At 52.7% G+C, this 24,165-nt stretch carries 27 protein-coding genes and 1 other RNA gene; 23 read left to right on the forward strand and 5 right to left on the reverse strand.

The window, feature by feature from the left end; genetic code table 11:
- Positions 1-102 precede the first annotated feature (102 nt).
- Positions 103-510: RNase P RNA component class A (rnpB, locus tag L1N82_RS00550), an RNA gene on the forward strand.
- A 78-nt stretch (positions 511-588) separates the two neighbouring features.
- On the opposite strand, the gene L1N82_RS00555 is transcribed toward rnpB, so the two are convergent.
- The gene (locus L1N82_RS00555; protein ID WP_235285383.1) at positions 589-2,454 is read right to left on the reverse strand and encodes a S8 family peptidase; all 1,866 of its coding nucleotides are present in this window, start codon (positions 2,452-2,454) and stop codon (positions 589-591) included.
- A 195-nt stretch (positions 2,455-2,649) separates the two neighbouring features.
- On the opposite strand from L1N82_RS00555, the gene L1N82_RS00560 reads away from it, so the two are divergent.
- From L1N82_RS00560 to L1N82_RS00620, 13 genes are all read left to right on the forward strand, one after another.
- Complete coding sequence (locus L1N82_RS00560) at positions 2,650-3,150, forward strand: YpuI family protein (RefSeq protein WP_111148731.1); 501 nt, start codon at positions 2,650-2,652, stop codon at positions 3,148-3,150.
- A 78-nt stretch (positions 3,151-3,228) separates the two neighbouring features.
- Complete coding sequence (locus tag L1N82_RS00565; protein WP_235285384.1) at positions 3,229-3,438, forward strand: DUF1540 domain-containing protein; 210 nt, start codon at positions 3,229-3,231, stop codon at positions 3,436-3,438.
- Between the two features lie 5 nt (positions 3,439-3,443).
- Positions 3,444-3,920 carry a DUF5353 domain-containing protein gene (locus tag L1N82_RS00570; protein WP_235285385.1) on the forward strand — a complete coding sequence of 159 codons (477 nt, stop codon included), beginning with the start codon at positions 3,444-3,446 and terminating at the stop codon, positions 3,918-3,920.
- A gap of 198 nt (positions 3,921-4,118) precedes the next feature.
- Positions 4,119-4,913: a lytic transglycosylase domain-containing protein gene (locus L1N82_RS00575; protein ID WP_235285386.1), complete on the forward strand. Its 795-nt coding sequence runs from the start codon at positions 4,119-4,121 to the stop codon at positions 4,911-4,913.
- Positions 4,914-5,063: 150 nt separating this feature from the next.
- A complete protein-coding gene (locus L1N82_RS00580) occupies positions 5,064-6,227 on the forward strand; it encodes a cysteine desulfurase family protein (protein ID WP_235285387.1) in 1,164 nt (387 codons plus the stop codon).
- A 1-nt stretch (position 6,228) separates the two neighbouring features.
- Positions 6,229-7,449 (forward strand): tRNA uracil 4-sulfurtransferase ThiI, encoded by a 1,221-nt coding sequence (gene thiI, locus L1N82_RS00585; RefSeq protein ID WP_235285388.1) that lies wholly within the window; start codon positions 6,229-6,231, stop codon positions 7,447-7,449.
- A 110-nt stretch (positions 7,450-7,559) separates the two neighbouring features.
- Entirely contained in the window at positions 7,560-8,216 is a 657-nt protein-coding gene (locus L1N82_RS00590; RefSeq protein ID WP_235285389.1) for a TerC family protein, read from the forward strand.
- Between the two features lie 163 nt (positions 8,217-8,379).
- Complete coding sequence (locus L1N82_RS00595) at positions 8,380-8,862, forward strand: hypothetical protein (protein ID WP_235285390.1); 483 nt, start codon at positions 8,380-8,382, stop codon at positions 8,860-8,862.
- Between the two features lie 106 nt (positions 8,863-8,968).
- Complete coding sequence (gene typA / locus L1N82_RS00600) at positions 8,969-10,810, forward strand: translational GTPase TypA (RefSeq protein ID WP_235285391.1); 1,842 nt, start codon at positions 8,969-8,971, stop codon at positions 10,808-10,810.
- 19 nt (positions 10,811-10,829) lie between these two features.
- On the forward strand, positions 10,830-11,159 hold the full coding sequence (locus L1N82_RS00605) for a YlaH-like family protein (RefSeq protein ID WP_235285392.1): 330 nt from the start codon (positions 10,830-10,832) through the stop codon (positions 11,157-11,159).
- A gap of 11 nt (positions 11,160-11,170) precedes the next feature.
- Positions 11,171-11,449, forward strand: a complete 279-nt coding sequence (locus tag L1N82_RS00610) for a DUF4247 domain-containing protein (protein WP_235285393.1) — start codon at positions 11,171-11,173, stop codon at positions 11,447-11,449.
- A gap of 12 nt (positions 11,450-11,461) precedes the next feature.
- On the forward strand, positions 11,462-12,523 hold the full coding sequence (locus L1N82_RS00615) for an LCP family protein (protein WP_235285394.1): 1,062 nt from the start codon (positions 11,462-11,464) through the stop codon (positions 12,521-12,523).
- Between the two features lie 76 nt (positions 12,524-12,599).
- Positions 12,600-13,052: a PNPOx family protein gene (locus L1N82_RS00620; protein WP_235285395.1), complete on the forward strand. Its 453-nt coding sequence runs from the start codon at positions 12,600-12,602 to the stop codon at positions 13,050-13,052.
- Between the two features lie 49 nt (positions 13,053-13,101).
- Here L1N82_RS00620 and L1N82_RS00625 read toward each other — a convergent pair whose 3' ends face one another.
- Positions 13,102-13,644 carry a YhcN/YlaJ family sporulation lipoprotein gene (locus L1N82_RS00625; protein WP_235285396.1) on the reverse strand — a complete coding sequence of 181 codons (543 nt, stop codon included), beginning with the start codon at positions 13,642-13,644 and terminating at the stop codon, positions 13,102-13,104.
- A gap of 103 nt (positions 13,645-13,747) precedes the next feature.
- Between L1N82_RS00625 and L1N82_RS00630 the strand changes: the two genes are divergently transcribed.
- Complete coding sequence (locus L1N82_RS00630; RefSeq protein WP_235285397.1) at positions 13,748-15,079, forward strand: PhoH family protein; 1,332 nt, start codon at positions 13,748-13,750, stop codon at positions 15,077-15,079.
- 42 nt (positions 15,080-15,121) lie between these two features.
- On the opposite strand, the gene L1N82_RS00635 is transcribed toward L1N82_RS00630, so the two are convergent.
- Positions 15,122-15,625 (reverse strand): hypothetical protein, encoded by a 504-nt coding sequence (locus tag L1N82_RS00635; protein ID WP_235285398.1) that lies wholly within the window; start codon positions 15,623-15,625, stop codon positions 15,122-15,124.
- Positions 15,626-15,823: 198 nt separating this feature from the next.
- The gene (locus L1N82_RS00640; RefSeq protein WP_235285399.1) at positions 15,824-16,921 is read right to left on the reverse strand and encodes a coiled-coil domain-containing protein; all 1,098 of its coding nucleotides are present in this window, start codon (positions 16,919-16,921) and stop codon (positions 15,824-15,826) included.
- Between the two features lie 223 nt (positions 16,922-17,144).
- On the opposite strand from L1N82_RS00640, the gene L1N82_RS23525 reads away from it, so the two are divergent.
- Entirely contained in the window at positions 17,145-17,297 is a 153-nt protein-coding gene (locus L1N82_RS23525; protein ID WP_407946662.1) for an SAM-dependent methyltransferase, read from the forward strand.
- Entirely contained in the window at positions 17,258-17,461 is a 204-nt protein-coding gene (locus tag L1N82_RS00645; RefSeq protein WP_235285400.1) for a hypothetical protein, read from the forward strand. The genes L1N82_RS23525 and L1N82_RS00645 overlap by 40 nt, the downstream gene beginning before the upstream one ends.
- A gap of 49 nt (positions 17,462-17,510) precedes the next feature.
- Here L1N82_RS00645 and L1N82_RS00650 read toward each other — a convergent pair whose 3' ends face one another.
- Positions 17,511-17,747, reverse strand: a complete 237-nt coding sequence (locus L1N82_RS00650) for a DUF2626 domain-containing protein (RefSeq protein ID WP_111148715.1) — start codon at positions 17,745-17,747, stop codon at positions 17,511-17,513.
- Between the two features lie 271 nt (positions 17,748-18,018).
- Between L1N82_RS00650 and L1N82_RS00655 the strand changes: the two genes are divergently transcribed.
- The 6 genes from L1N82_RS00655 (at position 18,019) to L1N82_RS00680 (ending at position 24,024) form a co-directional block, all read left to right on the forward strand.
- Positions 18,019-18,663 (forward strand): RsfA family transcriptional regulator, encoded by a 645-nt coding sequence (locus L1N82_RS00655; RefSeq protein WP_235285401.1) that lies wholly within the window; start codon positions 18,019-18,021, stop codon positions 18,661-18,663.
- Between the two features lie 103 nt (positions 18,664-18,766).
- Positions 18,767-19,738, forward strand: a complete 972-nt coding sequence (locus L1N82_RS00660) for a ketopantoate reductase family protein (RefSeq protein ID WP_235285402.1) — start codon at positions 18,767-18,769, stop codon at positions 19,736-19,738.
- Positions 19,719-20,117, forward strand: a complete 399-nt coding sequence (locus L1N82_RS00665; RefSeq protein WP_235285403.1) for a DUF3397 domain-containing protein — start codon at positions 19,719-19,721, stop codon at positions 20,115-20,117. Before L1N82_RS00660 ends, L1N82_RS00665 begins: the two co-directional genes overlap by 20 nt.
- Positions 20,118-20,325: 208 nt before the next feature.
- Positions 20,326-21,990 (forward strand): bacillithiol biosynthesis cysteine-adding enzyme BshC, encoded by a 1,665-nt coding sequence (gene bshC / locus L1N82_RS00670; protein WP_235285404.1) that lies wholly within the window; start codon positions 20,326-20,328, stop codon positions 21,988-21,990.
- An 82-nt stretch (positions 21,991-22,072) separates the two neighbouring features.
- The gene (locus L1N82_RS00675) at positions 22,073-23,335 is read left to right on the forward strand and encodes an adenosylhomocysteinase (protein WP_235285405.1); all 1,263 of its coding nucleotides are present in this window, start codon (positions 22,073-22,075) and stop codon (positions 23,333-23,335) included.
- A gap of 341 nt (positions 23,336-23,676) precedes the next feature.
- Entirely contained in the window at positions 23,677-24,024 is a 348-nt protein-coding gene (locus L1N82_RS00680) for a DUF3243 domain-containing protein (protein WP_235285406.1), read from the forward strand.
- Positions 24,025-24,165: the final 141 nt, after the last annotated feature.

The raw sequence follows: 24,165 nt of genomic DNA on the forward strand, positions 1-24,165 counted from the left end.
CTTGATCACAGTTGAGCTTTGAGAAGATTTCTAGTATACTAAGCATCGTGTCGCTCACAGGAACAACCTTAAGGGCTGTTCCTCAGGGAGCGGTAGGACAGGAAAGTTTGACAGACAATCGCCGGCAGCCGCAAGGCTGCGGGAGGAAAGTCCGGGCTCCACAGGGCAGGATGCTGGATAACGTCCAGTCAGCGCGAGCTGAAGGATAGTGCCACAGAAATGGACCGCCGATGGCCGGCATGCCGGCACAGGCAAGGGTGGAACCGTGGTGTAAGAGACCACGAGCGGCATTGGTGACAATGCGGCTGGTAAACCCCATCTGGAGCAAGACCTAAGAGAACGCGGCTGTCCTTGACGGGCAGCAGCCTTAGCCCGAGGCGCGTTCGGGTTGGTCGCTTGAGCCGTTCAGCAATGGACGGCCTAGATAGATGATTGTCACTTCCGCGTGGGAGGGTCGTTCCCGCTTGCACCACTGGAAGTACAGAACCCGGCTTACGGCAAACTTTCCTATAACGGATAATAAGTAAAATGAACCACCAGAAGCGGACTGCTTCCGGAGGTTCATTTTTTTTGTGCCCATATACCGGCTTAGCGGTTAATGCCAAACTCGCTGCGAAGCGAGCTTACCCGATTCGCCAGCCTGCTGGAGTAATTCTCCAGTGAAAGGCCGGTATCGTCAGCCGCCTGCAGTGCTCTTACGACGTCAATCTGGCCGTATCCGTAGTAAATATCCTTGCCTTCCTCGCCCAAATCGGTTGCGGTCTCCCGCATCACTTGCATCACTTCCTCATTGCTGAGGGTAGGATTGACCGAGCGGATCAAAGCGGCCAGTGCCGCGACATGCGGGCAGGCCATGGATGTGCCGGATAGTGCGGCATACTGGTTGCCTGGATAGGTGCTTGGAATGGTAGCACCCGGAGCGGCTGCATCGATATAATCACCATAGTTGGAGAACGACGCTTTACGGCCGCTCGAATCCGTTGCTGCTACTGCGAATACCTCCGGATAGGCAGCTGGGTAGCCCGGCCGCTCTGTATTGTCGTTGCCGCTGGCGGCGACAAGCACCACATCGTGGTCATAAGCATAGCGGATAGCATCATGAAGGAACTGGGCGGACGCATAGTTGCCGAGGCTCATATTGATGACCTTGGCACCGTGATCAGTGGCCCAGATGATGCCTTCGGCAACCGAATATGTTGTGCCGGACCCGCTGCTGTCCAACACCTTGACCGGCATCACTTTATTGTTCCAAGTCATGCCCGCAACGCCTTCACTATTGTTGACATTGGCAGCAATTACTCCTGCAACATGGGTCCCGTGACCCACATCGTCCTCTGGCGGCGTCTCGCTCACAATATTAAGGCCTTCCTCCAGTTTACCCGTCAGATCAGGGTGATCCAGCTGTACGCCCGTGTCAAGTACGGCTACGGTGACCTGCTCGTTTCCTTTGGACAGTTGCCATCCCTTCTCCGTCTCGATAACAGGCAGATTCCACTGGTACTGGTAGTAAAGGGCATCATTCGGGATGATTGGACTAATATCCCGGGAACTTGTCTCGCCTGTTCTTGTATTGGTTAAATAAAGATAATGGGGTTCAACATAAAGCGGATTCCACTTATCCCGAAAATAGTTCATGAGCTGCTCAGCTTCCATCGTCCGTGAGGTAAAGATATGCGTGTAGCCAAGCTTTCGGGCGGATTTGCCGTCGATCGCCTGCATGATCTGCTTAAGTTCCTGCTCTCCTGGCTCTTGCTTAAATCTGACGACGACTTCATGAACATGGTAATGGCTTGCATTCTGGTTGCCTTCACCTGTACGGACCGTGACATCGCGTGTCGTGTTAGGTTCTGCGGATTCAATGCGGTAATCACCTTCAGCCGGATAGGGAACCAGACGCAGGTTGCGCTTCTGATGCTTGGCGACTTCGTCTACAATATCCTGCCGGATGATACCGCTGATCAGTGATCCGTCTGCAGATTTGACACCCATCACGATATAACGATGGCCGTTCCGGCGGAAAGGCTCAGACACATAAGGTGTAGAAGAGGTTGCCTTGCTGCGAGCTTCTGCAAAGAGCTGCCGGGCTTTATCTGCGGTACCTTGGGGTATGGACCCGAAGTTCTGCGGTTTGCCGCCGGCCCCGCTTACATCCAGCCTGATATAAGCCATGTGAGGATGCATAGCAAGCAGGTGTCTGACTTCATCGGAGGTTGGCCGTTCTTGGGCAAGCTTGCGGAATTCTTGTGCGCATTCCATTGTGCACAGCTCTGCCGTTGCATTCGTGTCGTGATCGACGGCTGCTGTTTTGAGGCGTCGTTCTTCCGCTGCATCCGGCGTGGCGATTTGGCTGCTGTTATCCTGTCTGTCAACCGCTGCCCACATGGCCAGGGGAATAGCGATGGCAATGCCGGCAAGCATAGCTAACCAGCGGGACCGTTTATGTCTTGCTGACATGTTGTATACCTCCCGGTGTGCAACCGCACACTGCTTTGTTCGTACGTTTAGGTTAGGATTTGGAAGACCAAAATATACGGAAAACCGGGCTGTAAACAACAGTACCGCTGAGAAGAAATTTGTGGTACCATGTTGGTGATGTACAAGCGACACCTACTATCCGGGTTTTCGTAACATGAAGGGGGACCACCGATTATGCCATCTGCCAATGTTAAACCGCTTACTGAATCCACACATGCGAAATTAAAACAAGCAATTGGACAACTCGAATCTTTTCTGAATGAGAACGCTCTTCCGCAGCTGGTATCGGAAGGCGATGGAGAAGATACCGTACGCTTTTACAAGGGACTGTTGTCTGACCTCAGACATTTGCTCGTGTTCTCAGAAGTATCCTACGAAAAGCTGGGGGTTGCACTCCGCAGACCCAATTTCGATATTGATTTTGCTGAAAAGGCACTTTATGAAACCTATCACAACAGCGTAAATGCATACTTCTATCCGAAGAATGAAGGCTATTCGGAGGATGGACGCTATGCGTATACGGGCCAGGACGCTATCCGCTTCCGTGCTAAGCCGGTTCGTGCTGCTCGCGACATCGTCCTTGGCGTATCCAAGATTTATGAAGACCTTCGTGAAGAGCTTGCTTATTACGAAAGTGAATATATGACTCAGCGGAGAATGCAGAGCCAGAAGTAACAGGCCGCAACCTCCAAATATAAGGCAGACTTACTCACCTCCGTTCGGGGCAACCTGATTAACGGAGGTGATTTTCTTATGCCAGAAGGCGTAAAATGCAGTGTGTCCAACTGTACGTTCTGGGGACAAGGAAACCAGTGCAACGCCAACCAGATTATGGTTGATATTGACAAGCATGGTGCAGTCGATTACAGCTCCGAATTTGCCGAAGGGCTGGGCATGAACCACAAGGATACAGCACCGCAATCATCCACTACATGCTGCCATACCTTTAAGCCGAAGGAGTGACGTGAATGCCTGAACAAGAACGAGAGCAGGAACTCCTGAAGCCCGAGGCAGTAAACGACGTTGAACTTAACCGGGAGCTTGGGGACCGGCAGGAAACTGCCGCTATCAGGCCTCAGGGAGATGGTAAAGACAACCCGGACGCACAGGAAGAGATGGCGGCGGATTTCGCAGTAACACCCGGAATGGTTGCTGCTCCGCCGCTGACCGCTCGCGGTGCGGACCGTGAACCGCTGCAAACCGATGAGCTCCAGGTGATGGATACCTCGCGTTCAGGCGCCCAGGCGCTTGGAATGTTTGCACTGGTGTTTGGCATCGCGGCGTTATTTATTTGGCCGCTTCTGCTCGGTTTGACGGCCGCTGTGCTGGGCTATATGGCTTACCGTCAAGGCAGCAGGGCACTTGGCGTATGGTCGATTACGATCGGCCTGCTTGCCGCAGCGGCTTACCTGGTGTTTATACCGATTTATTACATGATTATTTAGCTTAAGGCAGCGGACTTGTTCCGCTGCTTTTCGGCATGCTTGATTACATATCAAATAATTACAGATTGTTTTTGTACAATTTTTTAACAGACTGACCTGAGGCTTCACTTTTTAACTGGCGGCGCCGATATAAAACGTGTACAATAAATGTGTTGAATATCAACCATGGATTGAATCCATCAAGTGGAGGCATTCAGGATGAGCGATCCAAGAACAATTAAAGCGGTACTGCAGGTGCAGACGGCACCTCATGTTGATTATACATCTACGCGGTCTTCGAACGGGAACAGCCTGTCATCATCAGACGCTGCTAAGTTCGATCAGCTGCTTCAGGCTTATATTGCCGGCACAATGGGAACATCAGTTGAGTTTCCGGAGGGGCTTGCCGACCCTAACGGGATACCCGTTGAACTGCTGGCTCTTGGAACACAGGGCTCGGCCGCAATGGCAGCTGCCTTAAACGACGGTTCCTACAATACGGTATTCATGCCGGAGCTTCAGCAGGGCTCTCAGGTCGCCGCGTCTTCGCAAATATCCCAGATTCAATCGGGGTACACACAAGCTTCGGGGCAAGGGAAAACAACGGCTTTTGACAGCATGATCGAGCGTGCGGCAGCCAAGCATGGCGTTAACCCGGCCTTAATCAAGGCTGTTATTCATACGGAATCATCCTTTAATCCGAACGCGGTTTCATCGGCTGGGGCCAAGGGACTCATGCAGCTGATGGATGGAACGGCAAGAGGTCTTGGCGTTGCGAATTCGCTTGATCCAGCGCAGAACATTGACGGCGGCACACGGTTCCTTAAATATCTTTTAGAAAAGTATGACGGAAACGCAATGGCGGCACTGGCTGCCTATAATGCCGGACCTGGACGGGTCGACCGGAGGGGCATCCGTACTGACAGCGACCTGCAGCAGAAGCTGCATCTGCTTCCAAAAGAGACACAGGGCTATGTCGGCAAGGTTATGAAAGCAATGGACTTATATTCGTAAATGATACGATGACAACTCATGGAAGACAGCAGCAAGCATAATGCCCTTGATGGAACCGGTGCCGCCAAACAGCGGCGGCGGTTCCATTGTTTTGTAAGGGGCAAAAGCGTATACTGCTGTGTTCCAATCCCGCAAAGGGGGAATGATAATATGCTGTATTTTGACCATGCGGCTTCCACGCCGCCCCATGAGGATGTAATCCGTACGATTAGCGAGGTTATGAAACTCCAATACGCCAACCCCTCTTCTTTGCACCGAAGTGGCGCAGAGGCCGGTAAGCTGGTGCAGCGGGCCCGTGAATTGGCAGCAGAATTGTTTGGAGTCAGCCCAAAGGAATGGATATTTACCTCGGGCGGGACGGAGAGCAACAATCTCGCTGTTCTAGGCGCCGCACGCCGTTACCGTACACGCGGCAGCCATGTCATTACAACGGAAGTGGAGCACGCATCCGTATATGAGGCGTTCCAGCAGCTCGAGCAGGAAGGTTTTGAGGTGACGTATCTTCCAGTCGATCACAATGGCCGTATTCGAATAGCTGATCTAGAGCAGGCATTGACTGACCGTACCATATTAGTAAGCATCATGCAGGTGAACAATGAGACTGGGGCAGTTCAGCCCGTGAAGGAAGCCGGACGGCTGCTTGCCGGGCGGCCGAGAACATTGTTTCACGTCGATGGTGTACAGGCTGTCGGCAAGCTGAAGGTGGACCTCAAAAGTTGTTATATCGATCTCTTCAGCATGTCGGCACATAAAATAAACGGCCCCAAAGGCACTGGCTGGCTGTATGTGCGTGATGGGGTGGAGCTGCAGCCTCTGATGTTTGGCGGAGGACAGGAGTCGGGCATTCGCTCGGGCACGGAGAATGTCCCAGCCGTTGTGGCAGCTGCAAAGGCGCTCCGGCTCGCCATGGAGTCGCAGGAGGAGCGGGAAATGAGGATGATGGCACTGAGGCACGTACTGGCGGAAGGGATTGAGAAGATTCCCGAGCTTCTGCTCAGCGGGCCGTCCTCTGATGGAGAAGGAATTATGGCACCTCATATCGTGCACTTCTGTTATCCGGGAATGAAGCCGGAAGTGCTGGTGCATGCACTAGAGAAGCACGGCATTGCGGCTTCAACCAAATCCGCCTGCTCCTCGAAGAGTGACAAGCCGAGCAGAGTGCTGCAGGCCATGGGCCGTAACGCTGCGTGTGCTGGCGGCGGTGTTCGGCTCAGCTTTGGCGATGAGCACCGGCTGGAGCATATTGAGCTGGTGCTGGAGAGACTGAAGGCGGTTGTAACCAAGCTGAAGCCGCTTGAGAGGAGAGAGAGATAGTATGGTTTTTGACACGGTACTGCTTCGCTTTGGCGAATTGACGGTGAAGGGCAGGAACAGGGGGCGCTTTGAGCAGCAGATGATGCGGCAGGTACAGAGTACCCTCTCTATTTTTCCGGCGCTGACCTTCACGAAGACATATGGAAGAATCTATATTTCACTTAACGGCACAGCTTACGAACCAGTCGCTGAGCGGCTGCAAACCGTATTCGGGATCGTGTCCTTCAGTCCGGTCAAGAGTGTCCCCTCCGAGACGCAAGCCATTCTGGACGGCGCCCTGGAGGTTATGCGCAGTTACCCTGACAGGGAACGGACATTCAAGGTTTCGGTCCGACGCGTCTACAAGAAATTTCCCTATGACTCCCAGGAGATGAATCGAATGGTCGGAGGCCACGTGCTTAGGGCTACGCCAAAGCTGAGTGTGGACGTGCACAGGCCGGATCTTGAGCTGCGCGTGGAAATTAACGAGCAAGCCACTTATATCTTTACAGAGGTTACGGCGGCTGCGGGCGGATTTCCATATGGAACCAATGGCAAGGCAATGCTAATGCTCTCAGGCGGGATCGACAGCCCGGTAGCCGGTTATATGGCCATGCGGAAAGGGCTGGAGCTTGAACTCATCCATTTCCACAGCTACCCGTTTACAAGCGAGCAGGCCAAGGATAAGGTGATTGATTTGGCGGGGCGTCTTGCGACCTATGCGGGACAGCCGCTGAAGCTGTATCTTGTGTCATTCACGGATATTCAAACCTCGTTCACCCAGGCGAAGCAGGATCACCTGATCATTACACTGATGCGCCGGGCCATGCTCAGAATTGCTCAGCAGCTGGCCGAGTCGAACGGCGCGCTGGCTGTGGTTACGGGGGATTCGCTCGGGCAGGTGGCAAGCCAGACGCTAGGCAGCATGAATGTCATCGGCAGGGCGCTTGAGCTTCCGCTGCTTCGTCCGCTGGTTATGATGGACAAGCAGGAGATCATTCACATCGCCGAGCGGATCGGAACATATGAGACATCCATACTGCCTTTTGAAGACTGCTGCACATTGTTTGTCCCGAGGTCCCCGAGCACCAACCCTAATCTGAGGGTGGTAGAGACAGTCGAAGCACATGTTCCCCAGCTGCAGCAGATGATCGAACAAGCGGTCCAGGAGACCGAGATTCTGGTAATCGAGCCGGGCGGCACCAGCGCCAAGCAGGCAGTAGAGAGCGCCGACTGGTTCTAAACAGGCTGTAATTTGAAGTATCGTGGAGCCTGCGGCTGCAAGCTTGCCGGCTGCCCAAGCATATCCAAGCCCTCCCTGTCATACATTGGTGTAGCGAGGGGGCGAAATCCTTGGACAGTTTGCTTATTTTTACACAGATTATGCTTATCAATATTTTGCTCAGCGGGGACAATGCTATCGTTATTGCCATGGCAAGCCAGCATCTGCCGCCTAGACAGCGACAGAGGGCCATCTGGTGGGGAGCGGGGGCAGCAGTCGGCTTGAGATGTGTTCTGACGCTGGTGGCGGTTACGCTTCTGCAGGTACCATACCTTCAGGCTGCTGGTGCGGTGCTGCTGTTTATGATCGCTGTCAAGCTGCTGCTGGATTCCGGCTCTGGAGAAAGCGGACATGCGGTCCGTAAGTCGGACACGCTGGTCATGGCGGTGTGGACGATCGTTGCTGCGGACTTTGTTATGAGCCTGGATAATGTGCTGGCTATAGCGGCAGTCGCTGAGGGAGATCCCGTCTTGATTATACTAGGCATCGTCCTCAGCATACCGCTGATCATATGGGGCAGTCAGCTGATCGGCAGCATGCTCGCCAGGATGCCGCAGCTGGTTTATCTGGGTGCCGGGCTGCTCGGATTCGCCGGCGGCAAGATGCTGGTTCATGACCGGGGGCTGCAGGAAGTGCTGTTTCATGGCTCCCGTACAGCGGCTGAAGCCGTTCCGCTGCTCTCGGTTCCGCTTGTCATTGTGCTTTATCTGCTCTGCCGCCGGGCTTAACTGCCGGGCGCCTTTTTTTATGCTATAATATCCGATTGCAATGTTTTTCATAGCCTTATGTTTTTTGACTGGTTTTTTACCTGCAGTTCCATTACACTAGAGTAGAAAAACATGTCGTCTTTCGTCACTATTTTCGCTGACGGTGCAAGAACGGGGGAAACAGATGTCCAAAAACCAATATTCCGTCGGCATCCTTATCCTGGCTGCCGGCGTCGTTATTCTGCTTGGAAAGCTCGGTGTGTTCAGTTTCATCGGCAGTGTGTTTTGGCCGCTGTTTCTTCTGATACCGGGCATTCTGCTGCATGTGCTATATTTCGGACGGATGCTGCCGGCCGTGCTGCTAATACCTGCGGGCATGCTGTCGGTCTATTCATTGCTGTTTTTGTTTTGCAACCTCTTCGGCTGGACTTATATGCGGTACTTATGGCCGCTGTTTCTGCTGGGTGCCGCTGTCGGGCTGTACGAATATTATCTGTTTGACTCCTCAAAATCGCGGGTCGCGTTTGTTTCCGCAGTTGCGCTTGGAGGATCGGCATTATTGCTGTTCACGATGATGCTGCTGTGGGGCTTCGGAATTTATCTAATTGCCGTTGTGCTGATTGTACTGGGGGCCTGGATGGCCTTCGGGCGTCGGATACGCTGGTAGTCAGGTGAGCTTGCAGGTAATAAGGTGAGGGGAACGGGGACTAGAACTCCGTCCAAGAGGGAAAACAAGAGAGAAAACCATACCAATTGTAGAAGGGATTTTTGAAATGCAAGCCAGAGAAAATATTCGTAATATCGCGATTATCGCGCACGTTGACCACGGTAAAACTACGCTCGTCGACAAGCTTCTTCAGCAGTCCGGCACATTCCGTGACCATGAGGTTGTTCAGGAGCGGGCCATGGACTCCAATGACTTGGAGCGCGAGCGCGGCATTACCATTCTTGCGAAGAACACTGCAATCACGTATAAGGAATATCTGATTAACATTGTAGATACACCGGGCCACGCCGACTTTGGCGGCGAAGTGGAACGGATCATGAAGATGGTAGACGGCGTTCTGCTTGTCGTTGATGCCTTTGAAGGCTGCATGCCGCAGACCAAATTCGTACTGCGTAAGGCGCTTGAGCATAATTTAACTCCAATCGTCGTGGTGAACAAGATTGACCGTCCGAACGCTCGCCCGGCAGAAGTAGTGGATGAAGTGCTGGATCTGTTCATTGAACTCGGTGCCAATGACGAGCAGTTGGACTTCCCGGTAGTTTACGCATCTGCTCTGATGGGAACTTCGAGCATGGACGCTGAGAAGCAGGATGAGAACATGCAGGCACTCTATGATACGATTGTCGGCCATATTCCTCATCCGACGGAGAAGACGGATGAGCCTATGCAGTTCCTCGTTACACTAATGGACTATAATGAATACCTGGGCCGCATTGCGATCGGCCGTATTAACCGCGGCATCATCAAGCAGGGCCAGTCGGTAACCGTTATTAACCGTGAAGGCGGCCACAAGCAGGCACGTATTGAGAAGCTGTTCGGCTTCCAGGGCTTGAAGCGTGTCGAGGTTCCTGAAGCGGGCGCAGGCGATATCGTGGCAATCGCCGGCATTAAGGACATTAATATTGGCGAGACGATTGCCGATCCTGCCAATCCGGAAGCACTGCCTGTCCTGAAGATTGACGAGCCTACACTCCAGATGACCTTCCTTGTGAACAACAGTCCGTTCGCGGGCCGCGAAGGCAAGTGGGTAACCTCCCGCAAGCTGCGTGAGCGTCTGATGAAGGAGCTGGAGACGGATGTAGCCCTTCGCGTGGATGAAACCGAGAGCCCTGACGCGTTTATCGTATCCGGTCGCGGCGAGCTTCATCTTGGTATTCTGATCGAGAACATGCGCCGGGAAGGCTACGAGCTGCAGGTATCGAAGCCTGAAGTTATTATCAAGGAGCAGGACGGCGTTAAGGTTGAGCCTTATGAGCGTCTGCTGATTGATGTGCCCGAAGAGAGCATGGGGGCTGTTATGGAGAGCCTTGGTACGCGTAAGGCCGAGATGGTCAATATGATTAATAACGGTACAGGTCAGGTTCGCCTGGAATTCATTATTCCGGCACGCGGACTTATTGGTTACCGGACCCAGTTCCTGACGCTTACCCGTGGTTACGGGATTATGAACAATGCCTTTGAACATTATGGTCCTCTAGCGGGAACGGGTGTAGGCGGACGTCATCAAGGCGTGCTGATCGCAAGCGAAAACGGCACCTCCACTTTCTATGGTATGCTTTCTGTTGAAGACCGCGGACAGCTGTTCCTGGAGCCGGGAACCGAGGTTTATGAAGGTATGATAGTCGGCGAACATAACCGGGATAACGACATCATCGTCAATATCTGTAAAGAGAAGCAGCTGACCAACGTCCGTTCGGCGACAAAGGAAGACACCGTCAAGATGAAGACGCCGATCATCTTCTCGCTTGAGCAGGCGCTTGAGTATCTGAACGATGATGAATATTGTGAAATTACACCTAAATCGATCCGGTTGCGCAAGAAGGTCTTGAACAAGAGTGAGCGTGACCGTGCAGAGAAGCACCGCAAAGCGGCGCAATCGGGTATATAAGAGCAGGGAGGCGTGAACCATGCAGCAATGGTTTAGCGACCACAAGCTTATATCGTATTTGCTTATATTGGGCTTTACCATCTACATCTTCAACAAAGTATTCCGTGCTCAGCAGAAGCTGCCGATCCTCAAGGAGATCCTGGTTTACATTCTGATGGCTTTCGGCAGCGGGGTGCTGCTTATCATGCAGGTTGACAAGCTGCCGATCATTCAGTGTATGGGCGTTGCCGTTCTGATGATGCTGATCCACCGCGGGCGCCAGCTGTATGATAAGTGGAAGGACAGAAGCGCCGGAACAGGCCGGGATGCCATGCAGGCGGATAAGCCGATTAAGACTGATCAGGCTTAGGAGGCGGATTTTTGCATCTGGAAGATGCTTTGTTTAACTGGCTGCAAATGAACATAGTAGCGGAAGCAAGGCCCGATGACCGGGCCGCTTCCGATACCCGTGATTTTTTTCTGCAGATTTTGACGGAGGATCATCATATTGTAAATGTGGGCGTTGCACAGACGGATGATGCTGTGATTCATGTCATCTATGAAACGGGCGATGGTCTACAGACGCAGCTGATCCCGCGCGAAGCTGCGGAGCAGCTGCTTGCAGAAATCGTCTCCAATCCGAAATATAATGAACAATGAAGGTGTTTAATAATGAATCCAGGAAGCCAGCTTCCTCCACGGGCAGCAGCCCGAAAGACGCAGTCCAAACCCAAATCAGGCAAGAAGTCAAATACGAAGTCGAAGGGCGGCTTCCGCTGGGGCCGCTTCTTTTTCATTTCGTTTTTTTTAATTCTGCTGCTTGCAGCTGCATTTGTCGTTTATTTATGGTGGGAGACCAAGGGCGCATTGCAGGACATCAGTACAGATAACAACAATGGTGTGGAGACGGTGGTTGCTCCAGAGGAATCCGTTAAGGTCAAGCCGACCGCATTGCTCCTGCTTGGGCTCGATCACCGGCCGAAGCTTGGAACCATGAATACTGACGTCATTATGGCTGCGGCCTTTAATCCGAAGACCAAGTCAGCTGTCGTAGTATCCATTCCGCGGGATACGCGTATTGAGCTGCCCGGCTACAAGACACAGAAGGCGAATCATTATTATGCGGGCTTCTACATGAACGCGGAGCAAAGCACCAAGGAAGCTAAGGAAGCGGCGGCACGCGATGGCGTGAAGAAAATGTTCAGTGAATTTTTTGAAATCCCTATAAATTATACCGCAGTTATTAATTTTGACGGTTTCTCTGCTGTAGTGGACGCTTTAGGCGGGATTGAAGTGGATGTTGATATGGACATGCGCTATAAAGACAGCGTAGATGGGACAGATATCAATCTTACCAAAGGCTTTCAGAAGCTGAACGGCAAGCAGGCGCTGGACTTTGTCCGCTACCGCAAATCGAACAACGGCACGAAAGCCTCAAGCGATTTTGAACGGAACAAACGGCAGACCGTTGTGCTTGGAGCGGTAACAGATAAGATGAAATCCCTTGGCGGTGCTGCCAAGATGGGGGCTGTCATCGACCGGGTCGGCAAGAACATGAAGATGGATATGCCGGCCAAGGAGATCGAGAATATGATGTATACCTACTTTGGCATCAGCAAAGAGGATATCACCTTTATTCCGGTTGAAGGCACGTGGCGCAGTCCGTATGTTTATTTGGATGAAGAAAAGCTCGCCGAAGCTAAGGCTGCGCTTCAGGCCAAGCTTGCTGAGTAATGGTGGAACATCTGCAGGTGCTTATGCTATAATGGGAGAGAAATACAGCTGATCTACTTCCAAGGAGGTCATGCGGATGACCGAACCATTAACTGCACTGCCTGAAGCACTCTACACAGCACTTCAGTCCGAATCGTTCGTTCTTCTGCATACCACGGATGCTGAAAGCGGCACGCCGACATCGAATGCTATTTCGTGGGTATACGCAGTTAACCCGAACCGTCTGAGATTTGCCGTTGATGGCAGGTCCCGGCTCGTTGCCAACTTGTCCGCGAAACCGGAGGCTAGCGTAACGGTGTTCGCAGCGGGAACGGTTTATGCTGTTTATGGTTTGACGAACCTTGTCACGGAAGCGCTCGAAGAAGTTCCCTTTAAGCTCGTATGCTTCGACATCGAAGTAAGTGCGGTAAGGGATGCGATGTTCTATGGCGCAAGACTATCCGTGGCCCCCGAATTTGAGAAAACATACGACAAGCGTGCAGCGGATAAATTGGATGGACAGGTGTTCGCTGCCATGAGAAAAGCCTAGTGATGTATAATCACTAGGCTTTTTGTCATCTTAGGACGTTATTTAGGATTTATCTGCTGGTGCCGCTGTTTTGTGCTTCAGGTGCATCGATTGCCGTCGTATCCCTTGGAAGCTGCGGAACAATCCGTCCGATGATGTCTGCCATTTCCTCAGCGAAGCCGGCAACCGGACGTCCGCGGTCAAGATCTTCACGTATTTCCCGAATACGTGCTGCCAGATCCATATCTGCCGTCACGAATGCTTCCGCACCTAGAGGATCCTTACGGAAAGCTTCCGCAACGGTATATTTCAGTGTTCCGACCCTGGCACGCTCCAGATTTTCTTCCACATCAATGCCGACTACCGCCGTGCCGCCAATCACAACACAGCGAGCACTAAGCACGCCGGGAATGCTCATGGCCAGCTGCTCCAGATGCCGTGCGGTAAGCTCAGCGTCATTAGAGGTGTCTGTCTGCGTACCGCTCTGCTGGATTGTGAGGTTTGGATCTTGTTGTGGGGAGGGTGATGATTCATTGCGTGCGGCTGTTCCGCAGCCTGCCGTCAGGCAGATTATCAACGTTAGCGCCAGCCATTTCAATACCACATGCGCCACCAACCTTTCGTCTCACGTATCGATCATCGCCCCTAGCTTACCCGTAATGGATTGCAGCTATGTATGCCGTTAATCCGATAATCCGACGCCGGGAGGTTTCACAATGAAAAAAATATTCGTGCTGGATACCAACGTGCTTCTTCATGATCCGCAGGCCATATTCGCCTTCGAGGATAATGAAGTTATTATTCCCGCCGTGGTGTTGGAAGAAATCGATTCGAAGAAGCGTCTGGCAGATGAACTGGGCCGCAACGCGCGCCACATATCACGTCTGCTGGACGGACTCCGGGATCTCGGGCATCTTCATGAAGGTATAGAGCTGGAAGGCGGAGGGGTGTTAAAGGTCGAGCTGAACCACCGCAGCTTCCTGCGCGTGCAGGAGATGTTCGGCGAAATGTCCAACGACAACCGGATACTGGCTGTGGCCTTGAACTATCACATTGAAGAAACAGCGAAAGAGGCAGCGAAGCAGGTCGTACTGGTGAGCAAGGATGTATTGGTCAGGGTAAAAGCGGATGTCTTCGGCCTAAAGGCACAGGATTACTTGTCCGACCGTACGGTAGAGCCATCAGAACTGTACTCGGGCTACATTAACATCCACGTGCACCCTTCGATCATAGATGAGTTCTACACCTACCGCTTCCTCAGCATCAAGTCCGTTCCGGGAGCTTCCAGACTGTATCCGAATGAATTTGTTATTCTGAAGGATGAGATGGGCACATCCAAATCCGCCCTGCTTAAGGTAAGCGGAGACGGCGCCCGGCTTGAGCCGCTTTTCCTGAGCAACGAGGCCGTGTGGGGCATAACCGCCCGCAACGCCCAGCAGCGAATGGCGCTCGAACTGCTTCTTAACGATGATATCCCCCTCGTCACCTTATCGGGTAAGGCTGGAACAGGCAAGACGCTGCTTGCGCTCGCGGCGGGATTGTCCAAGGTGGAGGATGAACATAAATATAAGAAGCTCCTTATTGCGAGACCGGTTGTGCCAATGGGTAAGGATATCGGTTACCTTCCGGGTGAGAAAGAAGAGAAGCTTCGCCCCTGGATGCAGCCGATCTATGATAATCTGGAATTCTTGTTCGATACGAAAAAATCCGGTGATATCGACAAGATTTTGATGGGGCTCGGAAGTATTCAGGTGGAGGCTCTTACCTATATCAGGGGGCGATCGATTCCCGGCCAGTTTATTATCATTGATGAGGCGCAAAATCTATCGAAGCACGAGGTAAAAACCATCGTTTCCCGTGTGGGCGAGGGCAGTAAAATCATTCTAATGGGGGACCCGCAGCAGATCGATCATCCATACCTGGATACCGTGAGCAACGGATTGACGTATATCGTGGAACGGTTCAAAAGCGAGAGTCTAAGCGGTCATATGATGCTTGAAAAGGGCGAGCGCTCCAAGCTGGCCCAGCTCGCGGCCGATCTGCTGTAAAAGAGAAGAGGGGGCCATCCAGGCCCCTCTATATTGAATTTCCTAAGGCTTGCCGCTGAACTCGGTTACGAGGCAGTGGTAGGCTTTTCCTATGCTCTCGGCAAGAGGCAGAAGCTGCCGGTCGATCACATAGAGCCGAGAGGCCTGATGCAGTGCGATGGCGTGCTCCTCAAGCTGCATACTGGCCGGATGTATTTCAGCCCCCTCAACGTTACCCTTTAGCTGAACCGCTGCAGCCAGCTGGCTATCGGCGAACAGGTTGCCGGAACGTGTTTCTACCCCGTAATCCATCCATAGAGAACGGGTTTCCCAGCCGTCGTTAGATGAGCCCAGCAGCAGCCAGGGACCGGTCTCTGTTTCGGCTTTGTAAGCGTGAAGAATTTCCATGACGGCCTCCAGCCGGTCGGGATGAACGAACAGCAGGTTCTTGTCCCGGTCGGCTATGCCGCCGGAAGATGCGAGCTTCTTAATGACTTGGGCATAGAAGCCCGGCAGCTTTCCTTCAGGCAGTGCCATCTCAATTCCGGTCATATACTGAACATTCAATGTGGTGCACCTCCAAGTTGGCCTGAATTAGCAGGTTCGAATTAGATAATAGAAGTACTAGTATTATGGATGAGTCTTGAGGGGCATGCAAGGCCGCAAGCACGGAGAGGTGAGAGAACAGCGGGGCTTGTGGATAAAAAAAGCACCAGCCGGCCTTTATCGGCCAGCTGATGCACGGGTGAACGGTGCGGTCCCGCCTTATTCCAGCACCACGGAGAGCTTGATAACAAGCTCGCCATCTTCAATGACAATAGAATCTGCTTTAACGAATGATACCAGGCGCTGCGGATAAAAGCTGAGATCGAAGCTGTTTTCCAGATCGCGTACGGTTGTGTCGGGGAGCGTTAAGCCATTAAACTTGAGCTCATCCGTGTAGAACCGGATAGCATGCACAGGCTCATCCTCAACAAGGTAATGGCCGGTCAGGCTGATTTCCATGCCCTCGCGTCTTCCGCTTGCGGCAATCAAGCCGTTCTCAAACCGGAACTGGAAATTATCGAACAGGTCATTCTGTTCACGCAGGAAGCGGTTGAGTTCATCATCGGGCAGGCGCAGGGTATAGGAGAGACCGTTCATCTCCATCAGCCCGGGATTCTCCTGCAGCCATTCAGGAAGCTCCTTCATCGTTTCTGCCAGGGCGCGGAAATAGCGCTTGACCTCATGCATGCCCGCTGTTTCCCAGTAAGCAACCAGCTCGTCGATCAACACGCGCAGGCGGTCTGCGTCACTGCTGCTTGCAAGTGAGCTGTCGACATCGCTCTGAAGCCTCACAATCCGCTCCCGCTGGGCAAGCAGGCTGGTCTCCAGCGAGGTGAGCCGGGACTCGTCCTCCGCCAGCTTCTCGCGTTCCTTCTGCAGCTCACGGTACTGTTCCTTATATCCGTCAAGCGATTTTTTGTCGTTCGCTATAATGACATCGAAATAGTCGAGCATAAGGAATAAGTCCGGCAGGCTTTGAAAGGAGAGAACAGCGCCAATAAGTGAATCGCGTTCCCCCGTATAATAGGCGCGGATAATATCTCCCGCCTTCGCTTCCAGCTCTTTAAGCTCCACACTCTTGCTTTCGATGAGCTGTGACAGCTCGGAGATTCGTTTCAAGGTCTGTTCTTTCTGAACGCCGATCCGTGCGATCTCCTTATCCAGCTCGGTAATGGATAAACTTTTCTCTAGCAGCAGTCTAAGCTCCTCTTCATCGGGCTCCTGAGCTTGTCCGACCGCGTGAAGGGGCGTATGTACAAGCCAGATAAACAGCAGAAGGGCGCTTAACCCGGCTATCTGCTTGAAGCATCGGGACATCACAATTAGAGGGTCCTCCTTGTATGCGGTTATGGGAACCATATTATGCAAGCAATGCTACTATTATATCGTTTGGCGGACATTTTGTCCTTAAGAAACAGTAAAGTGCGACGGGGAAGAGATGCTGGGTGGATAGAGAATCTTTGCTTCAAGCGCATATACGGGATTGTATTATGACAGAGGGAAGAGCAGGCTGGCTGCCGGATGACATGAACGCACACTCCTGTGCTACAAGCGGCATGTTGCCCATGATAATCCGTATAGAGAGCCGGGCAGTCAGGACATTACGGCTCTTGTTAATTTTACGGCTGTGCGGAAGGCGGCGGAAGAGGAGGGTTGGCAGGTAGCGGAATACGCTCCCAGCAGCAATTTCTAATCCGGGCAGACATACTTGAGGAGCTGCGGGAGCATTGTAATGCCGACCCGTTCAGTCCGGAAGCAAAGCGCAACCGTGCTGTTCGTCAGCTGCTGCTGATTGACGGGATGAGCGAACGCTTTCAGGTTATGGTGCTGCGCAAGCACGAAAGAGGGGCAGTTTGACTCGGGGTTTCGCAAACCCCGCTGTCAAACTGCCCCTCTGCTTGGCGGATCAGAATGGGAGACCCATCTCGAAGACCGACCAATATGTGAATCCGACAAATGAAATAATCATATATCCCCAGAACATCAATATGTATGTGCGTTCCGAGAAATTCAAGTAGCCCAACAGGACGAAAACAGCCGTCTGGAAAAAAAACAACATTGCCATCTCGATCATATGACCTGCAAAGGCCATCAGGCCGATGACAAGTGTCCAGAAGCCAAGTACCCGAAACATACGTGCCACGCATTCAGCCCCCTCTCGTATCGCACGATCTGATTACTACACAACATTATAACGCCGCGGCTTGTTCGATGTAAACTGTTTCGGCCTGAATTTGAAAAAGATTTTGACGAAAAATGATTTTTATTATGGCAAGTATCCCCCGATTTGTCCTTCAGCATGTATGAGCCTCACAAAAAGTGGATATACATTTTAGTATGCGATAGATTCTATGAACTCTACCAAGGGCATAGTGATAAAGTAAGCGTCTTTTACGTTAGGAGGTTATCAATGCATGACAGCAGTCAGACAAGATGCGTGGAGCCCGGATGACGACATGATCCTGGCGGAAGTCACGCTGCGGCATATCCGTGATGGCAGCACGCAGCTTGCGGCTTTTGAAGAGGTCGGGGAGCGAATCGGGCGGACGTCCGCAGCCTGCGGCTTCCGGTGGAACAGCTGTGTACGCAAGCGCTATGAAGAAGCGATTCAGCTGGCCAAGCAGCAGCGGCAAAAACGGAATTATATGAAGAAGCAATCGGCGTCGGCCGTTCCGCATGTGTCATCGGTCGTCCTGGATACAGAGGACCGCCCGTACAAGAGCGAAATCGCTGGTGAAGAGACGCTGACGATGGATGCGGTCATCCGCTTCCTGAGACAATGGCGGAATGCCTATCAGGATCTGAACCGCCAGATTAAGACTCTCGAGAAGGAACTCAAGGAAAAAGATGAGGAAATGTTCGACCTGAGAGTGGAGAATGAACGGCTGACACGTGAAGTGAATAATGTGCAGACGGATTACCGCTCAGTCAATGATGATTACAAAACACTCATCCAAATCATGGACCGGGCCCGCCGGCTTGCGGTTCTGAACGAAGAAGAGGACACGAAGCACCGGTTCAAGATGGATGCCAACGGCAACCTTGAACGAATAGAATAATCAGGGTAAGACGACAGAAGCATTCCGTTGCGTACGGAGTGCTTTTTCTTTTGGCCTATGTCCTTTTTTGTTACAATAAGATGGAAGATTGGGGGCGGTGGGGTTGCGGTTTCATATTATCGGCGGTGGGGCAATCGGTCTTTCTTACGCGGGCAGGCTGGCCCTAGCAGGAAGCTCGGTTATGGTATGGACGAGAACAGCGGCGCAGGCCGGAATGATTGAGGAAAAGGGGATATCTGTTCAGGGGAGCGGCGTAGCGGCTGTGGCTGCAGTTCAGGCTGCCGCAGCAGCGGAGTTCCCATCCTGGGTGGAGGCAGACAAGCGGTGCACGGAAGAGTGCCTGCTGCTTACGGTCAAGCAGACACATCTGAGTAATCCCGCTTTGGTCAGGCTAATCGGAGAGCTTGCGGCGGAGCGCTATCCGGTGCTTTGCCTGCAGAACGGAGTCGGCCATATTGAATACCTGCAAACGGAGCTTCCCGACGTTACCTTTATACCGGCGGTGACAACGGAAGGGGCGTTCAGACAAGACGGCAGAACGGTTCTGCTGACAGGTCACGGTGAACTCCATATGGGTGAGAGCGAGGATATAGAGTGGCAAAAAATGTTGCTGAACACGCTGAACGAGGCAGGAATAGCAGCCTTTATGTCGAAAGACATCAACAATCGAATCTATCGCAAGCTGATGGTCAATGCCGTTATAAATCCTCTGACTGCACTGCTTGGTGTCCGAAACGGTGAACTGAAACAGCAGCCCGGAGTCCCGGCGCTGATGAAGGCACTTCATGAGGAGACAAAAGCGGTTCTCCAGGCGGCAGGTCTGCCCGAAACAGGGCAAGAGTGGGAGGAGCTGCTGACAGTTTGCGAGAAGACGGCAGACAACCGCTCCTCAATGCTGGCTGATATCCAGCACGGGAGGCAGACTGAGATCGCCGCCATTAACGGCGGGGTCGTGGGACTCGCGGGGAAGCTTGGCATAGCCGCGCCGCTTAACGAAGCGCTCGTCGATTTGGTTGAAGCGGTTGTAGAGCAGAGCGGGAAGGGGCGTAGTGCGGATGGGGACGATACTGGCTAGTATCCAGACAATATATGCAGTTATGGCCGTGATGCCAATTTTACCTTTTGTCGCCGTATACTTCGGGTACGCGGCCTACAAGAAGGATCGCAAGAAGGGCTTCAGACTGGCGATGGACGTGACAACATTCCCATTGATCGGCTGTGTCGCTGTGTTATTTAACGAAGTGTTCAGCACAAGGTTTGGCTTTTACGGTATACTGCTTGTTCTGCTGATTGGCGGCGGACTTCTCGGCAATCTGCAGTACCGGTCCAAAGGGGAAGTGAACGCGAAAAGGATCGCAAGAGCTGTTTGGCGGCTAAGTTTTTTTGTTATGAGTGCGATGTACCTGCTGCTTATGGTCATCGGGATCGGCCAGGCGTTCTGGAAGGTGATTTAGACGGCCGCTCGCATAAGCACCAATAATTATAACTATACATAATTGCATACATATTGATTATCAAGGAACTGGAAATCAACGATGGCAGAGGTTCGTTAGCGTGTGGCTGTATATTTTTATCTCTCGCCGGAGTTTTTTTTGACGTTACTCTCTCGCGTTGTGTACAATCAAGGCATACTCGCGCATGACAGGAGGTTCAGGGCAAATCATGAATGTTGAAACGCTGACTGTGCCGGTCGGCCATCCCCTGCCCTTCGCGTATATACACCGCCAGGATGCAGCCCTTGAAAGGCATTTCGGCGGACACCCGGCGAATCCGGGGGATTGGCGCCATAGAGCGGATTGGCTGCGCTCGAGTGAGCGCCCCAAGGCTGACCCTCAGGAAATTGCAGGCGTGCTGCTGGCGTTTAACCGGCGTTATGGCTGCTCCAGATTGACAGAGGAGCATATTGCCGTGATCGGCAGCGGTGCATATACGGTGGCAGGCGGCCATCAAGCCTGCTTGTGGACAGGTCCAGCCATGGTTATACATAAAGCCGTATCCATTATAAACGCGGCCAAATATGCGGAGCGCGAGCTCGGACAGAGGGTCATCCCCGTATTCTGGATTGCTGGTGAGGATCATGACTGGGATGAGGCCAACCATGCTTATGTGATTGGCCCGGAATACGAGCTTAGCAAGCTTTCGGCCGACCGGCCGGAGCATCCGCGGACTTCGGTCACCCGCACGAAAGTGGATCCGGCAGTATGGCGGGAACAGACCCGTCAGCTGGCGGACACGCTGCCGGATACCTTATTTAAGCCCGAGATGCTGGAGATGCTGGAGAAAGCTGCAGAACGAGCCGAAACATTAACCGATCTGTTCGCTTCCCTGCTTACTATGCTGTTTGCTGACGAGGGCTTGGTGCTTTTGGATGCGGACGATCCTGCGCTGCGTAAGCTGGAGGCTCCAATGTTTGAGCGCATACTGGCAGAAGGCCAGCGGCTGGAGCAGGCTTATACAGCTGCTGGCAAACAGCTGACGGCCATGGGCTATCCGCTCCAGGCGGAAGCTCAGCCGAACTGTGCTCATCTGTTTTTATACCGGGATGAGCGTCTGGTCCCCACTGAGCGCCAGCAAGCGGGAGAGCGAATTCTGCTTTACCGTGGAGAAGCCGGTTATACAGACAGGAAGGGAAGCTTCTCCATCTCGCCAGACAAGCTGCTGGATGCAGCCGGCCGGTGGCCGGAGCTGTTCAGTAATAATGTGCTGACGAGGCCGCTAATGCAGGATTACCTGCTGCCGGTTCTGGCAACCGTGCTGGGGCCGGGTGAGATCGCATATTGGGCACAGACAACTGAAGCATTCCGCTCATTCGGGATGAGCATGCCGCTCGTGGTCCCCCGGACATCCTTTACAATAACCGACAGCTCTATCGAGAAGTGGATGGCCCATTTCGGAATAAGCATGGAGGAGGCCCGTTCAGGACTAGACGAACGGAAGCAAGCTTGGCTGAAGAGTCAGGATGACTGGCAGCTGGATGAGGTGTTTGCGCGGACTGAGCGGGAGTTTGAAGCGATCTACGCTCCGCTGCTGGATAGGCTGCCGGAGCTGGAGAAGGGCCTTGCTCCTATAGGCGCCGACAATAAAGAGCGAATTCTTGCCCAAATCCGATATTTGCACGGCAAGGCCAGGGAAGCGCATGAACGGCGTCACGCAACGGAGCTTAACCGCTGGAACCGGATCAGCACATGGGTGCAGCCGGGAGGCAAGCCGCAGGAACGGGTGCTTAATCTTACCGTACTATGGAATCGCTATGGTTCCCGCTGGCTGGAGGAGCTTTTGGGTGTTCCTTTCAACCCGGCGGGAGGGCATTATCATATCCGGCTGTAGCCGGTATTATTTAACTGGGCAAGTGGATAGGCTAACAAGCACAAGAGGCCGGTGACGGCAGCTAATCAGGGAGGATCAGATAATGAGTACAGCAAACAACAGTATTGTGACGGATATGGGACTGGCCCGCGAAGGACATCTCAAGATTGATTGGGTACAGGCTCATATGCCGGTATTGAATAAGATTCGCGAGCAGTTTGAGAAGGAGCAGCCGTTCAAGGGGCTCCGCGTTGCGATTTCGCTTCATCTCGAAGCAAAGACAGCCTACCTGGCCAAGGTGGTAAAGGCAGGCGGAGCGGAAGTAGCGATTACGGGCAGCAACCCTCTTTCCACTCAGGATGACGTGTGTGCAGCGCTTGTGGAAGACGGTATTACGGTCTTCGCTAAGTATAATCCGGACCCGAAGGAGTACAAGGAACTGATGGTGCGCACGCTTGAGACGAAGCCGGATCTTATTATCGACGACGGCGGCGATCTCGTTACGATTCTGCATTCGGAGCGCACGGACCTGCTTGCCGGTGTCCGGGGGGGAGCGGAAGAGACGACAACGGGCATTTTGCGTCTCAAGGCGATGGAGAAGGAAGGATCGCTGAAATTCCCGATGGTCGCTGTGAATGATGCATTCTGTAAATATTTGTTCGATAACAGGTATGGTACAGGTCAATCGGTATGGGATGGCATTAACCGGACGACTAACCTGGTTGTTGCAGGCAAGACGGTTGTCGTTGTCGGTTATGGCTGGTGCGGCAAGGGCGTGGCGATGCGGGCCAAGGGGCTGGGCGCCAATGTCATCGTAACCGAAATTGACGCTATCAAAGCGGTTGAAGCCTATATGGACGGATTTGCCGTTATGCCGATGATTGAGGCTGCTAAGCAGGGCGACTACTTCGTAACCGTAACAGGAAACCGGGATGTCATCCGCGGCGAGCATTATGAAGTGATGAAGGATGGCGCAATCCTGTCGAACGCAGGCCACTTTGACGTCGAAGTGAACAAGCCGGAGCTTGAGGCAATGTCGACAAGCGTCCGCACGGTTCGCCGTAATATTGAAGAGTACAAGCTCAAGGACGGCAGAAGCATTTATTTGCTGGCTGAAGGCCGCCTTGTTAACCTTGCAGCAGGTGACGGACATCCGGCGGAGATTATGGATATGACCTTTGCCCTTCAGGCGATGTCTCTGAAGTACGTGAATGACTGCTATCAGAAGATTGGCAATCAGGTTGTGAATGTTCCTTATGAGCTGGATGAGCAGGTAGCGCGGATCAAGCTGGCTTCGCTTGGCACGGATATTGACCGGCTCTCCGAGGAGCAGAAGCAGTATCTCGACAGCTGGCAGGAACACTGAGTCACGTAGAATCGGGGCTCATAATCACCTTTCAACAGTAACGATGGCGCCACCGGGTCTTATACCTGTGGCGCCATTATTTATTTTTGTTCAATTGCAGCTTTCTTCAGCAGTTGAGGTACCCTCCAGGCCATCTTTGATGATTAGGGACGCCCTCTCGCTGTTTGGCAGTTTATTATGTTCTGGGCCAGCTTTAAGCTTTATTGCGAAAGCCCTTTTCTATCTTTAGCGCAGCCTTGCTTCAAGGCAGGTTTTGTGAGGAATCTCTCATTCTGGTTACTTATCGCAGCCAAAGGTTATTTAATAGTGTGCAGATCTCACACTACAAGGAGGCGTTACAGATGAATGAACGTAACCATGTAATGGAAAAAGACGGCAGTGTTCAAACGAACAATGTAGATGAGGCAATTGCGAAGATCAAGCCGGAACAGAAGGAAGAGATCCTCAGCAACTTCGATACCTTTATCAGCTATCTCGGCAAGCGCGTCCAGCTTGGGCAGAAGCTTGGTCTCGGAGAAGAGCAGCTGGCGAAGACAGCTGAGAAGGTGGCAGATTACCTGGCGGCTAACGAGGAGCCTCGCAATCGTGAGGAGAAGCTGCTGCAGGAGCTTTGGAAGGTAGGCGACAAGGAACAGCGTCATATGCTCGCGCATATGCTGGTTCGTCTGGCTGACCAAGCGAAGTCCTAAACAATTAGAGATTTTTAACCTCATAAAATAATTCAAAAAAATCCTGCTCTCGGAGCAGGATTTTTATTTTAGGTGGCGAATATTTCATCCGGAGTGGAGAAAAGTGGGGCAAAGTGGTGATTGCGGGGGAAGGGGTGGAGC

This window comes from Paenibacillus tarimensis, from assembly GCF_021532315.1.
In the GTDB taxonomy this organism is placed as follows: Bacteria; Bacillota; Bacilli; order Paenibacillales; family Paenibacillaceae; genus Paenibacillus_I; species Paenibacillus_I tarimensis.

Coding starts and splice junctions, on each gene's coding strand:
- L1N82_RS00640 (WP_235285399.1), bottom strand. CDS start 16,921: ATGTCCCGATGCTTCAAGCAGATAGCCGGGTTAAGCGCCCTTCTGCTG.
- L1N82_RS00615 (WP_235285394.1), top strand. CDS start 11,462: ATGAATCCAGGAAGCCAGCTTCCTCCACGGGCAGCAGCCCGAAAGACG.
- bshC (WP_235285404.1), top strand. CDS start 20,326: ATGAATGTTGAAACGCTGACTGTGCCGGTCGGCCATCCCCTGCCCTTC.
- typA (WP_235285391.1), top strand. CDS start 8,969: ATGCAAGCCAGAGAAAATATTCGTAATATCGCGATTATCGCGCACGTT.
- L1N82_RS00565 (WP_235285384.1), top strand. CDS start 3,229: ATGCCAGAAGGCGTAAAATGCAGTGTGTCCAACTGTACGTTCTGGGGA.
- thiI (WP_235285388.1), top strand. CDS start 6,229: ATGGTTTTTGACACGGTACTGCTTCGCTTTGGCGAATTGACGGTGAAG.
- L1N82_RS00575 (WP_235285386.1), top strand. CDS start 4,119: ATGAGCGATCCAAGAACAATTAAAGCGGTACTGCAGGTGCAGACGGCA.
- L1N82_RS00680 (WP_235285406.1), top strand. CDS start 23,677: ATGAATGAACGTAACCATGTAATGGAAAAAGACGGCAGTGTTCAAACG.
- L1N82_RS00675 (WP_235285405.1), top strand. CDS start 22,073: ATGAGTACAGCAAACAACAGTATTGTGACGGATATGGGACTGGCCCGC.
- L1N82_RS00605 (WP_235285392.1), top strand. CDS start 10,830: ATGCAGCAATGGTTTAGCGACCACAAGCTTATATCGTATTTGCTTATA.
- L1N82_RS00580 (WP_235285387.1), top strand. CDS start 5,064: ATGCTGTATTTTGACCATGCGGCTTCCACGCCGCCCCATGAGGATGTA.
- L1N82_RS00595 (WP_235285390.1), top strand. CDS start 8,380: ATGTCCAAAAACCAATATTCCGTCGGCATCCTTATCCTGGCTGCCGGC.
- L1N82_RS00665 (WP_235285403.1), top strand. CDS start 19,719: ATGGGGACGATACTGGCTAGTATCCAGACAATATATGCAGTTATGGCC.
- L1N82_RS00560 (WP_111148731.1), top strand. CDS start 2,650: ATGCCATCTGCCAATGTTAAACCGCTTACTGAATCCACACATGCGAAA.
- L1N82_RS00630 (WP_235285397.1), top strand. CDS start 13,748: ATGAAAAAAATATTCGTGCTGGATACCAACGTGCTTCTTCATGATCCG.
- L1N82_RS00620 (WP_235285395.1), top strand. CDS start 12,600: ATGACCGAACCATTAACTGCACTGCCTGAAGCACTCTACACAGCACTT.
- L1N82_RS00555 (WP_235285383.1), bottom strand. CDS start 2,454: ATGTCAGCAAGACATAAACGGTCCCGCTGGTTAGCTATGCTTGCCGGC.
- L1N82_RS00655 (WP_235285401.1), top strand. CDS start 18,019: ATGACAGCAGTCAGACAAGATGCGTGGAGCCCGGATGACGACATGATC.
- L1N82_RS00570 (WP_235285385.1), top strand. CDS start 3,444: ATGCCTGAACAAGAACGAGAGCAGGAACTCCTGAAGCCCGAGGCAGTA.